This window comes from Streptomyces sp. NPDC007917, assembly GCF_042959105.1.
Taxonomy (GTDB): Bacteria; Actinomycetota; Actinomycetes; order Streptomycetales; family Streptomycetaceae; genus Streptomyces.
This window is the reverse complement of sequence record NZ_JBIBKK010000033.1, coordinates 106261-121667: the sequence shown is the minus strand read 5'-3', so window position 1 is coordinate 121667 and position 15407 is coordinate 106261. Positions and strand designations below refer to the sequence as shown.

The window sequence follows — 15407 nt, the reverse complement described above, 5'->3', positions numbered from 1 at the left end:
GTCGATCCAGTGGTGTTTGGGGTTGAGGGGGTGGGTGGGGAGGGGGGTGTGGTGGTGGGTGTGTGGGGGGTGGTAGGTGGTCCAGTTGGGGGTGGTGCCGTGGAGCCAGAGGTGGTGGAGGGTTTTGTGGATGTGGTGGGTGGGGGTGTGGTTGGTGTGGGGGTGGGGGAGTGAGGTGTGGGTGTGGGGTTTGGTGTGGTGGGTGGTGGTGAGGGTGCGTCGGGTGAGGTTGGTGAGGGTGTGTCCGGGGCCGATTTCGAGGTAGGTGGTGGCGGGGTGTTGGTGGGTGGTGGTGATGCTGGTGGCGAATTCGACGGTGGTGCGGATGTGTTGGGCCCAGTAGTGGGGGTCGGTGGCTTGTTGGGGGGTGAGGGGTTGGCCGGTGGTGTTGGAGATGAGGGGGGTGGTGGGGGGTGTTTTGGGGGTGTTGGCGACGGCGGTGGTGAATTCGTCGAGGATGGGGTCCATGAGGGGGGAGTGGAAGGCGTGGTGGGTGTTGAGGGTGTGGGTGGTCCAGCCGCGTTGGTGGGCGTGGGTGGTGAATTGGTGGATGGCGTGGGGTGGGCCGGAGATGACGCAGTCGTGGGGGCCGTTGTGGGCGGCGAGGGAGGTGTGTGGGGGGAGGGCGGCTTGGATGCTGTCGCGGTCGGCGAGGACGTGGAGCATGGTGCCGGGGGGTTGGTTTTGCATGAGGCGGGCGCGGAGGGTGATGAGGGAGAGGGCGTCGGGGAGGGTGAAGATGCCGGCGGTGGTGGCGGCGGTCCATTCGCCGAGGCTGTGGCCGATGAGGGTGTGGGGGGTGATGCCCCAGTGTTTCCAGAGTTGGGTGAGGGCGTATTGGAGGGTGAAGAGGGCGGGTTGGGCCCATTGGGTTTGGTTGAGGAGGTGGGTGTGGTTGTTGTTCCAGAGGATGTCGCGGATGTCGGTGTGGATGTGGGGGGTGAGGTGGGTGGTGCATTCGTCGATGGCGTGGCGGAAGGCGGGGTGGTGTTGGTAGAGGCCGTGGGCCATGTGGGGGTGTTGGGAGCCTTGGCCGGTGTAGAGGAAGACAAGGGGTGGTGTGTCGTAGGGGGTGTGGTGGGTGGTGGTGTGGTGGGGGTCGCGGGTTTCGAGGGCGGTGGCGATGGTGTCGGGGGTGGTGCCGGTGACGGTGCGGCGGTGGGGGAAGGCGTGGCGGCCGTGGGCGAGGGTGTAGGCGGTGTGGGTGAGGTTGGGTTGGTGGGTGCGGAGGTGGTGGGCGAGGTTGTCTGTGGCTTGTTCGAGGGCTTGGGGGGTGCGGGCGGAGAGGATGAGTGTGTGGGGGATGTCAGGGGTGTCGGGGGCGTCGGAGGTGTCGGGGATGGTGGGGGTGGGGGGTGGTTCTTCGATGATGAGGTGGGCGTTGGTGCCGCCGAAGCCGAAGGCGCTGATGCCGGCTCGGCGTGGTGTGGTGGTGGGTGGCCAGGGGGTGGGGGTGGTGGTGATGTGGAAGGGGGTGTGGTGGAGGTTGGTGTCGGGGTTGGGGGTGTGGTGGTTGAGAGTGGGGGGCAGGAGGTGGTGTTTGAGGGCGAGGACGGTTTTGATGAGGCCGGCGATGCCTGCTGCGGCGTCGAGGTGTCCGATGTTTCCCTTGACGGTGCCCAGGACGCAGTTGCCTCGTCCGCCGAACGCCCGCTCCAACGCCTGAACCTCGATCGGATCTCCCAACGACGTCCCTGTGCCGTGCGCCTCCACGTATCCGATGTCTTCCGGCGTGAGACCGGCGTCCGCGAGGGCCGCGCCGATGGCCTCGGCCTGCCCCGACACGCTGGGAGCGGTGAACCCGACCTTGATGGCCCCGTCGTTGTTCACGGCCGAGCCCTTGATGACGGCGTGGATGGTGTCCCCGTCGGCGAGGGCGTCCTCCAGCCGCTTCAGCACGACCACCCCCACACCGCTGCCGAAGACCGTCCCGCGCGCTTCCGCGTCGAACGGGCGGACATGGCCGTCCGGGGAGAGGAACGAACCCTCCTGATGGAGATAACCAGCCCCCTGAGCCGGATCGACATGGACGCCGCCCGACAGCGCCATGTCGCAGTCGCCGGCCGCCAGGCTCCGGCAGGCGGTGTGCACGGCGACCAGCGACGTCGAACACGCGGTGCGCAGGGAGACACTGGGTCCTGTCAGCCCCAGCTTGTAGGACACCCGGGTGGCGAGAAACCCCAGTTCGTTGCCGAGGAGGATCTGGGTGAGGCCCACCGTCTCCGCGAGGTCGTGCCGAGCGTAGACACGCTGTACGTACCGGTTCGTTCCGGCGCCGGCGTAGACGCCGATGGTGCCGTCGTACTGTGCGGAGTCGTAGCCGGCGTTCTCCAGTGCCTGCCAGGCGGTCTCCAGGAAGAGGCGGTGCTGGGGGTCCATGAGCTGGGCTTCGCGGGCGGTGTATCCGAAGAACTCGGCGTCGAAGAGGCCGGCGTCCTGGAAGCGTGGTCCGGCCTTGACGAAGTCGGGTCGGTTGAAGGTTTCCGGTGGTACTCCCGCCGCGGTGAGTTCCTCGTCGGTCAGGGTGACGATCGACTCGACGCCGTCGCGCAGGTTGCGCCAGTACTCGTCCAGGTCCGCGGCGCCGGGGAAGCGCCCCGCCATCCCGACGATCGCCACACCGCCGTCGAGGCCCTTCATCCTTCCTCCCTGCCACCGTCGACCAGGGCGCTGAGTGTGCGCACGGTCGGCCCCTCGTAGACGATGGTCAGCGGCACGGACGCGCCCAGGTCCTGCCGCAGCCGGTGTACGACCTGGAGACCCAGCAGCGAACTCCCCCCGAGTTCGAAGAAGTTGTCGTGCACCCCGACGCTCTCGACGCCGAGGGTCTCCTGCCAGATCTCCGCTATCCGGCATTCCGTCGCACTGACCGGTGCGACGAAGGGGTTGCGGAGATTGGGGCGTTCATGCCGGCGGACCCTCGTGGCGGGGGCGTCCGCCACGGGCGCCGACCACAACGCGTGGCGCCGGTGGAGATCACCGGTGGAGACGATGACCTGGGGCTGCGGCACGGCGTCGAGTAGGGCGTCGAAGACCTGGCGGCCTTCGTCCGGAGTCAAGGCCAACTCCCTTACCGTAGCCCCCAGTTCGGTGCGGTCCCGGTCATCGGAGAAGAACCAGGCCTCCCAGTCGACACTCGTCCAGGGCCGGCCCGGGCCATGACGCAGCTGGGCGAACGCGTCCAGGGCGGCATTGGCCCCGGCGTAGGCGGCGAAACCCAGCCCGCCGAGCAGCGCGGCGATGGACGAGCAGATGATCGCGATGTCCAACTGCTGGTCCTGGAGCACCTCGTGCAGGACCTGAGTGCCGTAGAGCTTCGGGCCGAAGTGCCACAGGCTCTCCTCGGGGCCCAGTTCGGAGACGGCCCGGTGCGCGGCCGACCCGGTGGTTCCGGCGCAGTGGACGACCCCGTTGACGGGGCCGAACTCCTCAAGAATCCGTTGCTTGGCCTGCATCATGGCCACCGGGTCGGTGACGTCGGCGGAGACCACCATCACCCGGGAGCCGAGTTCCTCCACCGCGCGCACCGCACGGATCGCGTCCCTGACGGCTGCCGGATGGTGCTCGTCGTCCCAGGTTTCCCTGGGCGGCAGTCCCGTCCTGCCGAGCAGGACCAGCCTCACGCGGTCGCGCTCGGCGAGGGCACGCGCCACGACCAGGCCGATCTTGCCCAGGCCGCCGGTGATCAGGTACACCCCGTCCTTCCTGACCGGCGAGGCCGTACGGGGGGCAAGCGGCGTCGTGAGGTACGCGGGCCGCCAGCAGTGGCGTCCGCGCAGGGCGAGGACGCGGTCGGCGGCCGGCCGGGCCAATTCGCCCAGCAGGTGTCCGGCCACGGCCGCGGGATCTCGCGCGCCGTCCAGGCGCAGGTCCAGGTGGACGCAGTCGAGCGACGGGTACTCCTGCGCCAGGACCTTGCAGACACCCAGGGCCGCGGCCTTGGGCGGGCAGAGTTCCTCGTCGCCCACGACCGAGTGCACCTCGGTGGACACTACGTCCCAGCGCTGGGCCACCGCCATCAGTTCCGTCTCCGTGGCCTGGGCCCAGTGGACCAGGCTGTCGAAGGCGCGCCGCAGCAGGCTCTGGACGTCACCGGGTTCCACCGCGCGGTGCGCGTCGTCCCCGACGCTCCAGCAGTGGACGACGCGTTCCGGGATACCGTCCTGGGCGCGCAGAGCCGCGGCCAGCTTGGTGAAATGGGAGGCCTGCGCGGGATCGAGAACGTACTCGCCGTCGCCGCTGTCGCTCCACTCACCACCGGCGGCCACCGAGCGGACGCTCGCACCGAGTTCCCGCAGCCGGGCCGCGAGACCGCGACCGACACCGGCGCCGTCCACGAAGATCAGCCACCGCTGGGCCGCGAGGTCCCCTTCGGCGGCCGGGGCAGCGGCAGGGAGCCGGTGCCAGGACTGGCCGTAGAACCACTGGGGCAAGGAGCCGTGCCGTTGCCGCGCGGTGTCGTCAACGGCCTTTCGGGAGCCGGGTTCCAGCCAGTAGGTCCGGCGTTCGAAGGGGTAGGTGGGCAGGGGAACGCGCCTGGCCGACGGGGAGGGCGGGAACGGGTGCCGGCGGCCGGCGAGCCAGAGCCGTCCCGCGGCGCTGAGCAGTGACGCGCGATCACTCTCCCCGTGCAGCGCCCTCGGCAACGAGGGGATCACCACCCGGTCGGCGGATGTCGCGGCAGCCGGATGCCGGAGGACGTCCGAGGTGTGCGCGGGAGCGGAGCCGACTTCGACGACGGCGACGTCCGGTACGGACCAGATCGCCGCGATGCCGTCGGCGAAACGAACGGTGCGCCGCATGTGGCGTGCCCAGTAGTCGGGGCTGGTGGCCTCCTCGTCGGTGATCCAGGTGCCGGTCAGGCCGGACACGAACGGTGTGGCCGGACGGTTCAGCCGTACCGAGCGGACCACTTCCCGGTAGGGCTCGACCGCGGCGTCCATCAGCGGGGAGTGGAAGGCGAACCGGGTGGGCAGACGGCGGGACACGATGCCCTCCGCGGCCAGTTCGGCGTTGACGCGCTCGATGCCCGGCACCGTGCCGGAAAGCACACAGGTGCGATAGCCGTTGACCGCGGCGACGCACACCTCGTCGTCCGTGTAGCGGGCCACGGCGTCCTCGTTCAGCGGCACGGCGAGCATCGCCCCCTCGGGCTGCCGCATGATCAGACGCGCGCGTTCCACCACGAGGCGCAGGGCGTCGGGGAGGGAGAAGACGCCGGCGACGCACGCCGCGACGTACTCGCCGAGGCTGTGGCCGATCATGGCATCGGGTACGACACCCCAATGCGCCCAGAGCTCGGTCAGGGCGTACTCCAGGGCGAACACCGCCGGATAGCCGAGCAGAGGCTGGTCCAGCGGGTGCTCGCTGAGCTCGGGCTGTTGCAGAAGGCCGCGCAGATCGCCCGCCGGCCGCCCGGCGGCCGCCCCCGGTGGTGCGGAGTCATCGAGGAGCGACGGGCGGATGTCCTGGCCGAGCAGGGGATCGAGGAGGTGCGCGCACCGGTCGAGCGCCGCCCGGAACACGGCTTCCCGCTCGTGGAGTTCGCGGGCCATGCCGGGGAACTGACCGCCGAACCCGGCGATCACGAAGGCCACCGGGCGGTCCGGAAGAGCGGGGGCCACGGCGGTCAGGAGTCGGCCGTCGTCACGGGCGGCAAGGGCGTCGAGGGCGTCCTGCCTGCTCGTGCTCACCAGCATCCGCCGATGGGGGAAGTGCTTGCGGCCCTCCCTGAGGGTGAACGCGATTTCGGCCAAGGAGTGTTCGGGGTGGGTGCGCAGGTGGTCGTGGAGCAGATCGGTGGCCGACTCCAGCGCCTCCGCGCTCTTCGCGGACCAGACGAGCAGGTGCTCGGCGCCGTTGTCGGCCTCGTCGGCGGGCGGACGGGGCGGCGGAGCCTGCTCCAGGACGACATGGGCGTTGGTGCCGCCGAGCCCGAAGGAACTGACCCCGGCCCGGCGTGGGCCGTCCCGCCGCGGCCACGGGATCAGTTCGGTGTTGACGTAGAACGGGCCGGCTTCCAGGTCGATCCGCTGGTTCGGGGTCTCGTAGTGCAGCGACGGGGGTATCTGACCGTGTTCGACCGCAAGTACCGCCTTGATCAACCCCGCGACACCCGCTGCGGAGTCGAGATGCCCGATGTTGGTCTTCACCGACCCCACCGCACAGGTGCCGGTGGGGACCCCGTCGAACACCGCCGCGAGCGCCTGGTACTCGATGGGGTCGCCGAGGGGGGTGGCCGTGCCGTGGAGTTCGACGTACCCGATCGTCTCCGGTTCGACATCCGCGTCGGCCAGCGCGGTGAGGATGGCGTCGGACTGGGCGAGAGCGCTCGGCGCGCTGAATCCGGCCCTTCTGGCGCCGTCGTTGTTCACGGCGCTCCCCTTGATCACCGCGTGGATGTGGTCGTTGTCGGCGATCGCGTCCTTGAGACGTTTCAGGACGACCATCCCGACGCCGTCGCCGCCGATCGTGCCCTGGGCCCGTGCGTCGAACGTACGGCAGTATCCGTCCGGGGAGAGCATGCCGTCCGGGCGGTAGAGGTAGCCGTTGCGCCGTGTGTCGTCGACCGCGACGCCACCGGCGAGGGCCATGTCGCACTGGTAGGCGAGCAGCGACTGGCACGCCTCGGCGACGGCGACGAGCGATGTCGAGCAGGCCGACTGGACGTTGACGCTCGGACCTTCCAGACCGAGCTTGTAGGAGATCCGGCTGCTCAGGTAGTCGGAGCGGTTGCCGATCACCACCTGCTTCTCGCCCAGCAGTTCGGCGGCACGGGGCTGGGTGGCGATGTTGTGGAGCTGGTAGGTGTTGTGCCCGGCGCCCGCGAAGACCCCGATCGCACCCTCGTACCGCCCGGGGTCGTGGCCGGAACTCTCCATGGCCGCCCAGGCGCACTCCAGCATGACCCGGTGCTGCGGATCCATGAGTTCCGCCTCGCGCGGCGAGTAGCCGAAGAACGTCGCGTCGAAGGTGCGGGCACCCTCCAGCACATAGCCGTGCCTGACGAAGTCGGGGTGGCGCAAGGTGTCCGTGTCGACCCCACGGGCGGACAGTTCGTCGTCGTCGAACCGGGTGACCGAGCAGACGCCGGCCCGCAGGTTGCTCCAGTAGGCCTCTACGGTGTCGGCGCCGGGGAACCGGCCCGCCATGCCGACGACCGCGATGTCCAGGCTGTCCTCGGCATCCTCGGGGGACTGGAAGACGTCCTCACTCATGCTGGCCTCGCTTGGCTCGAAGCTGTTGTTGGCGGCGTTTCAGGAGGGCGTTGCGCTGCGCTTCCTCGCGTCTGGCCGAAGGAGCGGCCGAGGGCTCTCGCCGCCGCGCGAAGAACTCGGCCTGGGCGCGCACGGTGGTGTGCTGGAACAGGTCGAGCAGGTCTATGTCCTTGCCCGTGGTCTGCCGTAGCCGGTGCTGAAGCTCGACGAGAAGCAAGGAGTGGCCACCGAGGTCGAAGAAGTTCTGTTCCGTTCCCACCTCGTCGTTCGGGAAGATCCCCTGCCAGGCCTCCAGGACGCTGTGTTCCAGCCTGTTCCTCGCGGGGGTGGGCGCGGACGGCGCAGGCCGGGCGGGGGGAGGCGGCAGCTGCCGGCGGTCGACCTTGCCGTGCTTGGACAGCGGCAGCTTCGCCAGCGGCACCAGTGCCTGCGGCATCATGTGCGGCGGCAGCCGGTCCCTGAGATGCCGCTCCACGGTGTCCACGTCGAGTGACGGGGTGCCGCCCGGCCCGAGGTATTCCTCGACGCACTCGAGGTAGGAGACGATCCGCCGGTCCCCGGGAGGGTCTTCCCTGACGACGGTCACCGCCTGCCGGACCGCGGCGCAGCTGGTGAGCGCGGCGTCGATCTCGCCGAGCGCCACGCGTAAACCGCGGATTTTGATCTGGTCGTCGCGGCGGCCGAGGAACTCGATGATGCCGTCGGGCAGTCGCCGCACGATGTCGCCGGTGCGGTACAGACGGCTGCCGGGTCGTCCCCCGAGGGTGTCGGGGACGAAGGACGCGGCGGTGAGGTCGTCCGCGCGATGGTATCCGCGGCCGACGTTCCCGCCCCCGATGAGGAGTTCCCCGGCGACCCCGAACGGCACCGGTCCGCCGGTGCCGTCGACCACATGGGCCTGGGTATTGGGCAGGGGGACCCCGATCGGGGCGGTGGCCCACTCGGCGTCCGGGTGATCGGAGACGGCCAGCGTCAGCACGCCCACGGTCGTCTCCGTCGGACCGTAGTGGTTGAAGATCCTGCAATGGGGGGCCAGTCGTTGCAGCTCCCGCAGCCATCTCCACTCGGACGCCTCACCGCCGACGACGAGGAGCCGCCGGGGCAGCAGCGCGGTGAAGTGCGCGGAGACCTGCAGGGCCCGCAGATGGGACGGGGCGATCTTCAGGCAGTCGACAGGCCATTGCCGGCACCACTCGGCGAACTTGTCGGCGTCCAGGGCGCGTTCGCGCGTGATCATGTGTACCTCCCCGCCGGTGCACAGGGGGAGCGCGAAAGAGGTGACACTGGAGTCCACGGTCAACGGCTGAACCATCGCGAAGCTGAGCGGCTCCTCGATCCTCAGTCGTTCGGTGGCCGCGCAGACGTAGCTCATCAGCTGCCGGTGCTCGATCACCACCCCTTTGGGGCGGCCGGTGGACCCGGAGGTGTACAGCAGATAAGCGGCGCCCGACGGCTGCTGCCGTCCGGCCGGCGGGTTGTGCGCCGGGCGTCCGTCCAGCACGGTCCACTCGCCGTCGAGCTCGACGACGTGCCGCCCGTCGCCGGATCCCGGCGGCAACCCGCCGGAATGCGTCACGACGATCCGGGCACCGGCGTCGTCGAGGACGGCCTCCTGCCGTGCCGGGGGGTCGTTGGGGTCCACCGGTACATACGTTCCGCCGGCCTTGAGGACCCCGAGGACCGCGACGGCCAGCTCGGCACCGCGTTCCAGACAGAGCCCGACGGTCGTCTCGGGTCCCACCCCGTGCTCGTCGAGGAGCGAGAACAACTGATTGGCCCGCTTGTTGAGTTCCTCGTAGCTGAGACACACGTCCTCGGCCCTGACCGCCGGCGCAGCCGGGCTGCGCGCCACCCAGGCCTCGAACACCTGCGGGAACGTCAGGTCCGGCACTTTGGTCGTGCTGCGGTTCCACGACCTGATCGTCTCCTCCTCCCCGGCGGTCAGCAGGGGGAGGGAGCGCACCGGCATGTCGGGGTCGGCGGCGGCGCCGTCCGCCAGACGCAGATAGTGGGCGACCGCCCGGCGCGCGGTGCCCTCGTCGAAGACGTCGCGCGCGACCAGAAGGTGTCCGTTCAGCCCGTCCTCCTCGCCCGACAGACGCAGGGCGATGTCCCCGGCGATGCGACGGTCGTGGATGGGGAGGACCTCACAGGTGAGCCCCGCCGGGGCGGACAGGCGGGCGGCACGGCGGTGGGAGAACGCCGGCCAGCGCGGCGAGGAGCCGGTGCCGGGCGGGCCCGCCGGCCCTTCGCACGGGTCGGCCGCCACGCTCTCGCACGCCCCCGCCGTGGCGCGCGCCACCGTCCGGACCAACTGCCGGAAGCTCTGCTCGCCGGTCACCTCGAAGGGGACGGGCACGATCTGTTCGAAGCGGCTTACCGTCGTGGCCTCCCGCCCGGGCCGGCCGGGCGCCGTCACGTCGACCACCGGAGCGGACTGGCCGTACCGGTGCAGGAGCACCACATACAGGGCGAGCGTCACCGGCGCGAGGTTGCCACCGCACTCCCGCGCCAGTCGGCGCAGTCCTGCCGTGGTGTCGGCGGAGACCCCGAACGGCACCGCGTCGGCGGTCAGATCACGCTCGGCGGGCCTGGGCCGGTCCAGGGGGAGTTCCGTGGGCCCGGGCCGGGGCTTCCCCGGCCACGAAGGCGGCGGATCGTCGATGCCGGTGCCGAGGGGGAGGGGCTCCGGCAACCGGGCCGAAGCGCGGACAGCGGGATCGGCGCCGTTGTCCGCCGTCGCGTCGGGGAGCAGTGCTGCCTGCAGGAGGCGTGCGGCCGAGGCGGGATCGGCAGCGAGCCGGTGGAAGACCAGCACTACTCTGAGCTCGTCCTCGGCACAGCGGATCAGCAGGCCGCGGGCCGGTGGCCCCTCGCTGAGATCGAGGGGTTCGGCCAGGGTCTGCTCGGTCAGCGTGCCGAGACGCTGTGCCCGGGCCGCGTCGCCGAGCCCTCTCAGATCATGACGCGCCAGTGCCACCCTGCGGTCGGTCGCCGGAATCTGCGCAAGGCGTCCGTCGGCGGTGCTGAGCCGTGCCGCGTGCGCCAGGTGACGGTCCATCGCGGCGCGCAGGGCCGTGTCGAAACCTTCGAGATCCAGCTCACCCGTGAGACGTGCGGCTAAGACTACGGGTGACAAGGACTGTCCGGTGTGCTCGGGGGACATCGGCGGTAATCCAGGCGGTGGTGAGGGCGTGGGCGTCATGTGTGAAGCTGCCTCGCGGGGTCGAGTGCGGAGTTGGCCTTTCCCACGGCGGGGCGCGGCTGGGCGCCGCTCCGCCGTGGAGGTCTGCTGCGGTGCTGTCCCCGGCCGCGCGCATGGGCGCGGCACGGAGGCCCGATCGAGGTGGGGGTCTTCTCCTGGAGGCCACGGGACGCGGCCGATGCGGCTCGGAGGCTGAAGACAAACAGTGTCAGATGAGCAGGTATGCCTGGACTGGGCCCCGGGCCGCAGTCAGCAAAGGGTGTTCGGGGTTTCGGCAGGCCCGGCAACTGCCAACGTGCAGCTCCTTCCCGTACGTTCGGCTGTTCAGCCGAACTCGCATAGAGGGCGGCTGCATCCAGAGGCCTGTTGATTCTGCCAGATGGATTGTTGTAGCAGAAGTCCCAAGCTCCAACGGTCGGAAGGGACGTTGCCGCCTATCCAACCGTTCCAGCCGACACCCCGGCGAACCTCTCCGGTCAGAGCACCAGCTATCCATTGACTCCTGTTCGGTGTCGTGCAAGCATTCCGAGTCGAAGCGCTTCGAACGACTTGTCGACGAGATCACGAACAACCTCTCTTCTGTGAGGTGCCGTTGGCGAAGTTCTGCCATCTTGACTTCTATCCGCTCCAAACCTAATTGCGCAGTTCCGAGAATCCAACGGACTCCCTGCTGGTGAGCGCCGCGCAGACATTTGTGGTGCTGAGCGGAGGAGGAAGGCGGCGAACAGGAAGTGCGGTTGCATGCCTTGGGTATCGGTGCGGATCTGTCGTCGAAATTTCACCTCACGTGCGTTTGTTGTGGTTGGCGATGTGGGTCGGAATTTAGACATAGATGTCCGGAATGCCTGGGCGCCTTGGAGCGCAGTATTGACCTGAAGAATGCACGTCTCAGGGACAGTGATCAGCCGGAGATTGCGTATTTGGACTTTCTGCCGGTCGTCGCGCCCGGCTTCCTGGATTCTGGTCTGAGTGTCCGCACTCCCTGTCGGCCGGCGCCTGAGCTGGGTGCGGCGATCGGGTTGCCCCGTCTGTGGTTGAAGGACGAGTCGCGGCGGCCGACGGGTGCCACGAACCCTGAACACGGTGGTTGGCGGCTACTCGGATGCCAGGAGGGAGGCCCAGAAGTTCGCCGCGGAACGCGAGATCGTCTGGGAGGGAGGGTTCTTCAACTGGGCGCGCAGAGAAGGAGTGAAAATCGCCTACTTGGAAGCGTTCGACACCATGCCGCAAGAACCGGACGTCATCGTGCAGGCCATCAGTAGCGGAATGGGGATGATGGCCGCTCACAAGGGGGCGAAGGAGTACCTCGCCACCGGCAGGATCAGCTCGATGCCTCGCTTTTTGATGATGCAGCAGGACACGTGCGCCCCCATGGCGAAAGCCTGGCAGGGCGGGCGCGCCGAACTCACCGACCGCGATGTCATAAGTCGCCCCAGAGGACTCGCGCGAGCCATTCTGCCGGGGGACGGACGGGCGAGCTACCCGTATATGCGAGACATCGCGCATGCCACTGGGGGCAGCATTTTGTCCGTAAGCCGGCGGGGGATGGAGGAAGCTCGAAGGATGCTCCTGGACATCGAGGGGGCGGACGTCTGCTATTCGGCTGCGGCGACCATCGCCGCGCTCCGCGTCGAGGCGAGGGAGCAGCGAATTTCGGCGGAGCAGGTGGTGCCGGCCAACTTGACCGGTCGCGCACGGAACACAGAGGCGCTCTTATGATGCTGAACCATCTCACCCCGGGACAGAGAGAAAATCACCGGTTGTTCCGCTCTTATGTGGAACGCGAGCTGATGCCGCACGCACATCGCTTCGACACGGAGCAGGCCATTTCCGGTGACGTGGTGTCGTCGCTGGCCGGACAGGGGTACATCGGGGCATCGGTCCCGGAGGCGTCCGGCGGCCGCGGACTGGGGCCGGTGGACTATGGGCTGCTGTCCGAGGAGCTGGGGAGGGCCTGCCAGTCGATACGCAACTTCGTGGCCGTCCAGGACATGGTCGTGCACTCGATCGAACGCTGGGGGACGCCACAGCAGAAGGAGCGCTGGCTGCGGTCCGTCATGGCCGGCGAGACCGTCGCGGCCTTCGCTCTGACCGAGCCGCATGTGGGCAGCGACGCCGCCGCGGTCGAGACGGTCGCGGTCGAGGCCGGCAAGGAGTTCGTGCTCAGTGGCACCAAGAAGTGGATCAGCTTCGCCCAGCTCGCTGATCTGTTCCTGGTCTTCGCGCAGTTCGACGGGCGGCACACGGCGTTTCTCGTCGAGAAGGACACCGAAGGTCTCAAGGTGGAACCCATCGACGGGCTGCTCGGACTCCGGGGCTCGATGCTGGGGACCCTCACCTTCGACGAGTGCCGCGTCCCCGTCGACCATCTCGTGGCCGGGCCGGGACTCGGTCTGGCCTTCGTCGCGTCCAGCGCCTTGGACCTGGGCCGGTACAGCACCGCGTGGGGGTCCGTCGGCCTCACCCAGGCATGCCTGGATGCCTGCGTCGAATACAGCGGACAGCGCACTCAGTACGGCACCGAGATCAGGAACCACCAACTCGTACAACGGCTGCTCGCCGACATGCTCACGAATGTCACGGCTGCCCGTCTGCTGTGCCACCACGCCGGAGTGAGCAAGGAGCGGGCCGACACCAACGCCGCTCACCACACCCTCATGGCGAAGTACCGGGCCTCGACGGTAGCCGTGCGAGCCGCCTCCGACGCGGTACAGATCCACGGTGCCCAGGGCATCGGTGCAGAGTCGCCCGTACAGCGGCACTACCGGGATGCCAAGGTGATGGAGATCATCGAGGGCACCACACAGATTCAGCAGACCCTGCTTGGACAGTTCGCTGTCTCCGGGGCTCGTTCGGCTCCGTCCTTGTCCTTGTGAGAACGGAACATCACATGCAGTCATTTCCCCGGCAGGACGGCCGAACCTGGTTACGTCCGGTACCCGGCCGAACCGCTCCGGCCCGGGCGCGCCTGTTCTGCTTTCCCTACGCGGGAGCCGGCGCCACGGTCTTCCGCGGCTGGGGGCCGGGGCTGCCGGAAGGAGTCGAGGCGCTGGCGGTCCAGCTCCCGGGCCGCGAGGACCGTTTCCTAGACCAGCCGGTCGACGATCTCGACGGGCTCATGACAGCGCTCGTTCCCGGACTGCTCCCCTTCCTGGACCGGCCCTTCGCCTTCTTCGGGCACAGCATGGGAGCCATCATCTGCTGGGAGCTGTGCCGCCGGCTGCGCGACGAACAGGGCTTCCGGGCCGACCTTTCGCTCTTCACCAGCTACGTCCACCGTCCGAGCGATCCACTGACCTGCCCTGTGATGGTGTTCGGGGGCAGCGCGGACCCACGGGTCGATGTGGAGCACCTCAAGGGGTGGGCGGATCTCACCACGGGCCCGTGCGACGTCCAGGTCTTCGAGGGCGGGCATTTCTTCCTGACCACCCAGCAGACGGGGGTGTTGGAGGCCATGAGCCGCGCCCTGGCCGGAGGAGGCATCTCGTGAACGTCGAACGGACCGGCCCGGTCACCTGCGGCCAACTGTCCGTACTGCGCTCCCTGGAGTCGTACGGACCCACCGGCCAGGCGGTCGCGAACCTGGTGAGTCTGTGGGACGTGCCGCCGGGCGCCGAAGTGGTGCACGTCGTGGACGCCTGGCAGCGCCTGGTCGCCCTGCACGAGTCGTTGCGCACCACGTATGTCACGGACAACGGCAGGCCTGTTCAAGTGGTCCGCGCGCCTCACGCGGTTCCCGTCCCTTCGGTCGAAGTGGCGGAAGCGACCGAGGCGGCCACGAGGGCGGTGGCCGCCGAATGGGCGGCGGAGCCGGTCGACATTCACGAAGGACCGCCCTGGCGCGCCTTCGTGGCGGTACACCAGGGGATTCCGCTGTACCTGGTCACCGTCATCCATCACATCGCCGCGGACAACGGCGCCCTGCACGTCCTGTTGCACCAGTTCCGCCGACTCGTCGACGGAGACGTTCTGGGGCCGCAGGTGAGCCCCGTGGACCTGGCGCTCTCCCAGCGAACCGACACCGAGATCGCGCGTGCCGCGAGCCACTGGGCCCGCAACTGGGGCTCCTTCGAGCCGGCGGACCGGCACCACGGGGACACCAGCACACGCCGGCGCGCCACGATCTACAGCAGGGAAGGGCTGAGCGCCGCCCAGGCCGTCTCGCGGCGCACCGGCGTGTCGGTTCAGTCGATACTGCTCGCCGTGGGCAGCCTCGCACTCGCCAGGCTCAAACAGCGTGAGCGGATCACGCTGGGGCTCATGACCGCGAACCGGCTCCACGAACCATGGGCATCGCTGGTGAGTTCGCTGAACCAATGCGTCCCGCTGCCGATACGGATCGACGACGACATGTCACCGGACATGTTCCTGCGCACCACGTACCACGCCTGTATGAACGCCTATCTGCACGGCTGTTTCGATGTGGACGTCCTCAGGGACGAGCTGAACGAGGACGGGCACCAGGAGACGGACCCGACCTACTTCTCCTCCCATTACAACTTTCTCGGTCAGGGCGACGGCGAACCGTCGGCCGACTCTCCCGCGCGGACCACCGTCGCCTGGCGCACGTCCAAGCAACGGATCGGCCCCAACTTCCATCTCGCCGTGGCGGTGGAGAGCGGGCTCTTCATCGGCGTGGGCGGCAGCACCGAATTCCTGCCCGGCAACCTGCCGGCGGTCCTGGCCGCCTCGATCGAGGGCGGGCTGATGACCCTGGCGGAAAATCCCCCCGAGTCGCTGCGCGGACTGCGACTCGATCCGCGCCGCGACATCGGGGGCCTTGAACCGTCAGAAGTCGACGCAGACACACCGCTTGCTTCGCGTCATGTCAATGTCTCCTCTCTCCCCGGCGCCAGCACTGAGGCCGGCGTGCGTAGATCGAACGGCAAGCATTATTCGCAGATTTCGATCGAGGGGGAAGACCGAGGTTGAGGACCGAAACGAAGGCGCAGGCCCGGCCACTTGGCCGTCCCGCCGGTGCGGCC

Annotated in this window: 7 protein-coding genes; 4 read left to right on the top strand and 3 right to left on the bottom strand. The window is 68.9% G+C overall.

All coding sequences use genetic code 11. From position 1 onward, the window contains the following. The 3 genes from ACFZDL_RS40885 to ACFZDL_RS40875 all read right to left on the bottom strand — a co-directional run. A partial coding sequence (locus tag ACFZDL_RS40885) for a beta-ketoacyl synthase N-terminal-like domain-containing protein (protein ID WP_391193854.1) occupies positions 1–2640 on the bottom strand: 2640 nt, incomplete at its 3' end. After that, the gene (locus ACFZDL_RS40880) at positions 2637–7217 is read right to left on the bottom strand and encodes an SDR family NAD(P)-dependent oxidoreductase (protein WP_353595473.1); all 4581 of its coding nucleotides are present in this window, start codon (positions 7215–7217) and stop codon (positions 2637–2639) included. The genes ACFZDL_RS40885 and ACFZDL_RS40880, both read right to left, overlap by 4 nt. Next, positions 7210–10383 carry an amino acid adenylation domain-containing protein gene (locus tag ACFZDL_RS40875; protein WP_353595474.1) on the bottom strand — a complete coding sequence of 1058 codons (3174 nt, stop codon included), beginning with the start codon at positions 10381–10383 and terminating at the stop codon, positions 7210–7212. The genes ACFZDL_RS40880 and ACFZDL_RS40875 overlap by 8 nt, the downstream gene beginning before the upstream one ends. Positions 10384–11505: 1122 nt before the next feature. Here ACFZDL_RS40875 and ACFZDL_RS40870 point away from each other — a divergent pair. From ACFZDL_RS40870 to ACFZDL_RS40855, 4 genes are read left to right on the top strand one after another with little or no spacing between them, the layout of a single operon-like run. Further along, complete coding sequence (locus ACFZDL_RS40870) at positions 11506–12141, top strand: pyridoxal-phosphate dependent enzyme (protein WP_353595475.1); 636 nt, start codon at positions 11506–11508, stop codon at positions 12139–12141. Beyond that, a complete protein-coding gene (locus tag ACFZDL_RS40865; RefSeq protein ID WP_391193849.1) occupies positions 12138–13298 on the top strand; it encodes an acyl-CoA dehydrogenase family protein in 1161 nt (386 codons plus the stop codon). Before ACFZDL_RS40870 ends, ACFZDL_RS40865 begins: the two co-directional genes overlap by 4 nt. A 14-nt stretch (positions 13299–13312) precedes the next feature. Continuing rightward, on the top strand, positions 13313–13912 hold the full coding sequence (locus tag ACFZDL_RS40860; RefSeq protein ID WP_353595476.1) for a thioesterase domain-containing protein: 600 nt from the start codon (positions 13313–13315) through the stop codon (positions 13910–13912). Continuing rightward, positions 13909–15354 (top strand): condensation domain-containing protein, encoded by a 1446-nt coding sequence (locus ACFZDL_RS40855; RefSeq protein ID WP_353595477.1) that lies wholly within the window; start codon positions 13909–13911, stop codon positions 15352–15354. Before ACFZDL_RS40860 ends, ACFZDL_RS40855 begins: the two co-directional genes overlap by 4 nt. The last annotated feature ends 53 nt before the right edge of the window (positions 15355–15407 follow it).

Excerpts from the sequence above, each read along its gene's own strand:
- ACFZDL_RS40860 (WP_353595476.1), top strand. The coding sequence starts at position 13,313 with ATGCAGTCATTTCCCCGGCAGGACGGCCGAACCTGGTTACGTCCGGTA.
- ACFZDL_RS40875 (WP_353595474.1), bottom strand. The coding sequence starts at position 10,383 with ATGTCCCCCGAGCACACCGGACAGTCCTTGTCACCCGTAGTCTTAGCC.
- ACFZDL_RS40865 (WP_391193849.1), top strand. The coding sequence starts at position 12,138 with ATGATGCTGAACCATCTCACCCCGGGACAGAGAGAAAATCACCGGTTG.
- ACFZDL_RS40880 (WP_353595473.1), bottom strand. The coding sequence starts at position 7,217 with ATGAGTGAGGACGTCTTCCAGTCCCCCGAGGATGCCGAGGACAGCCTG.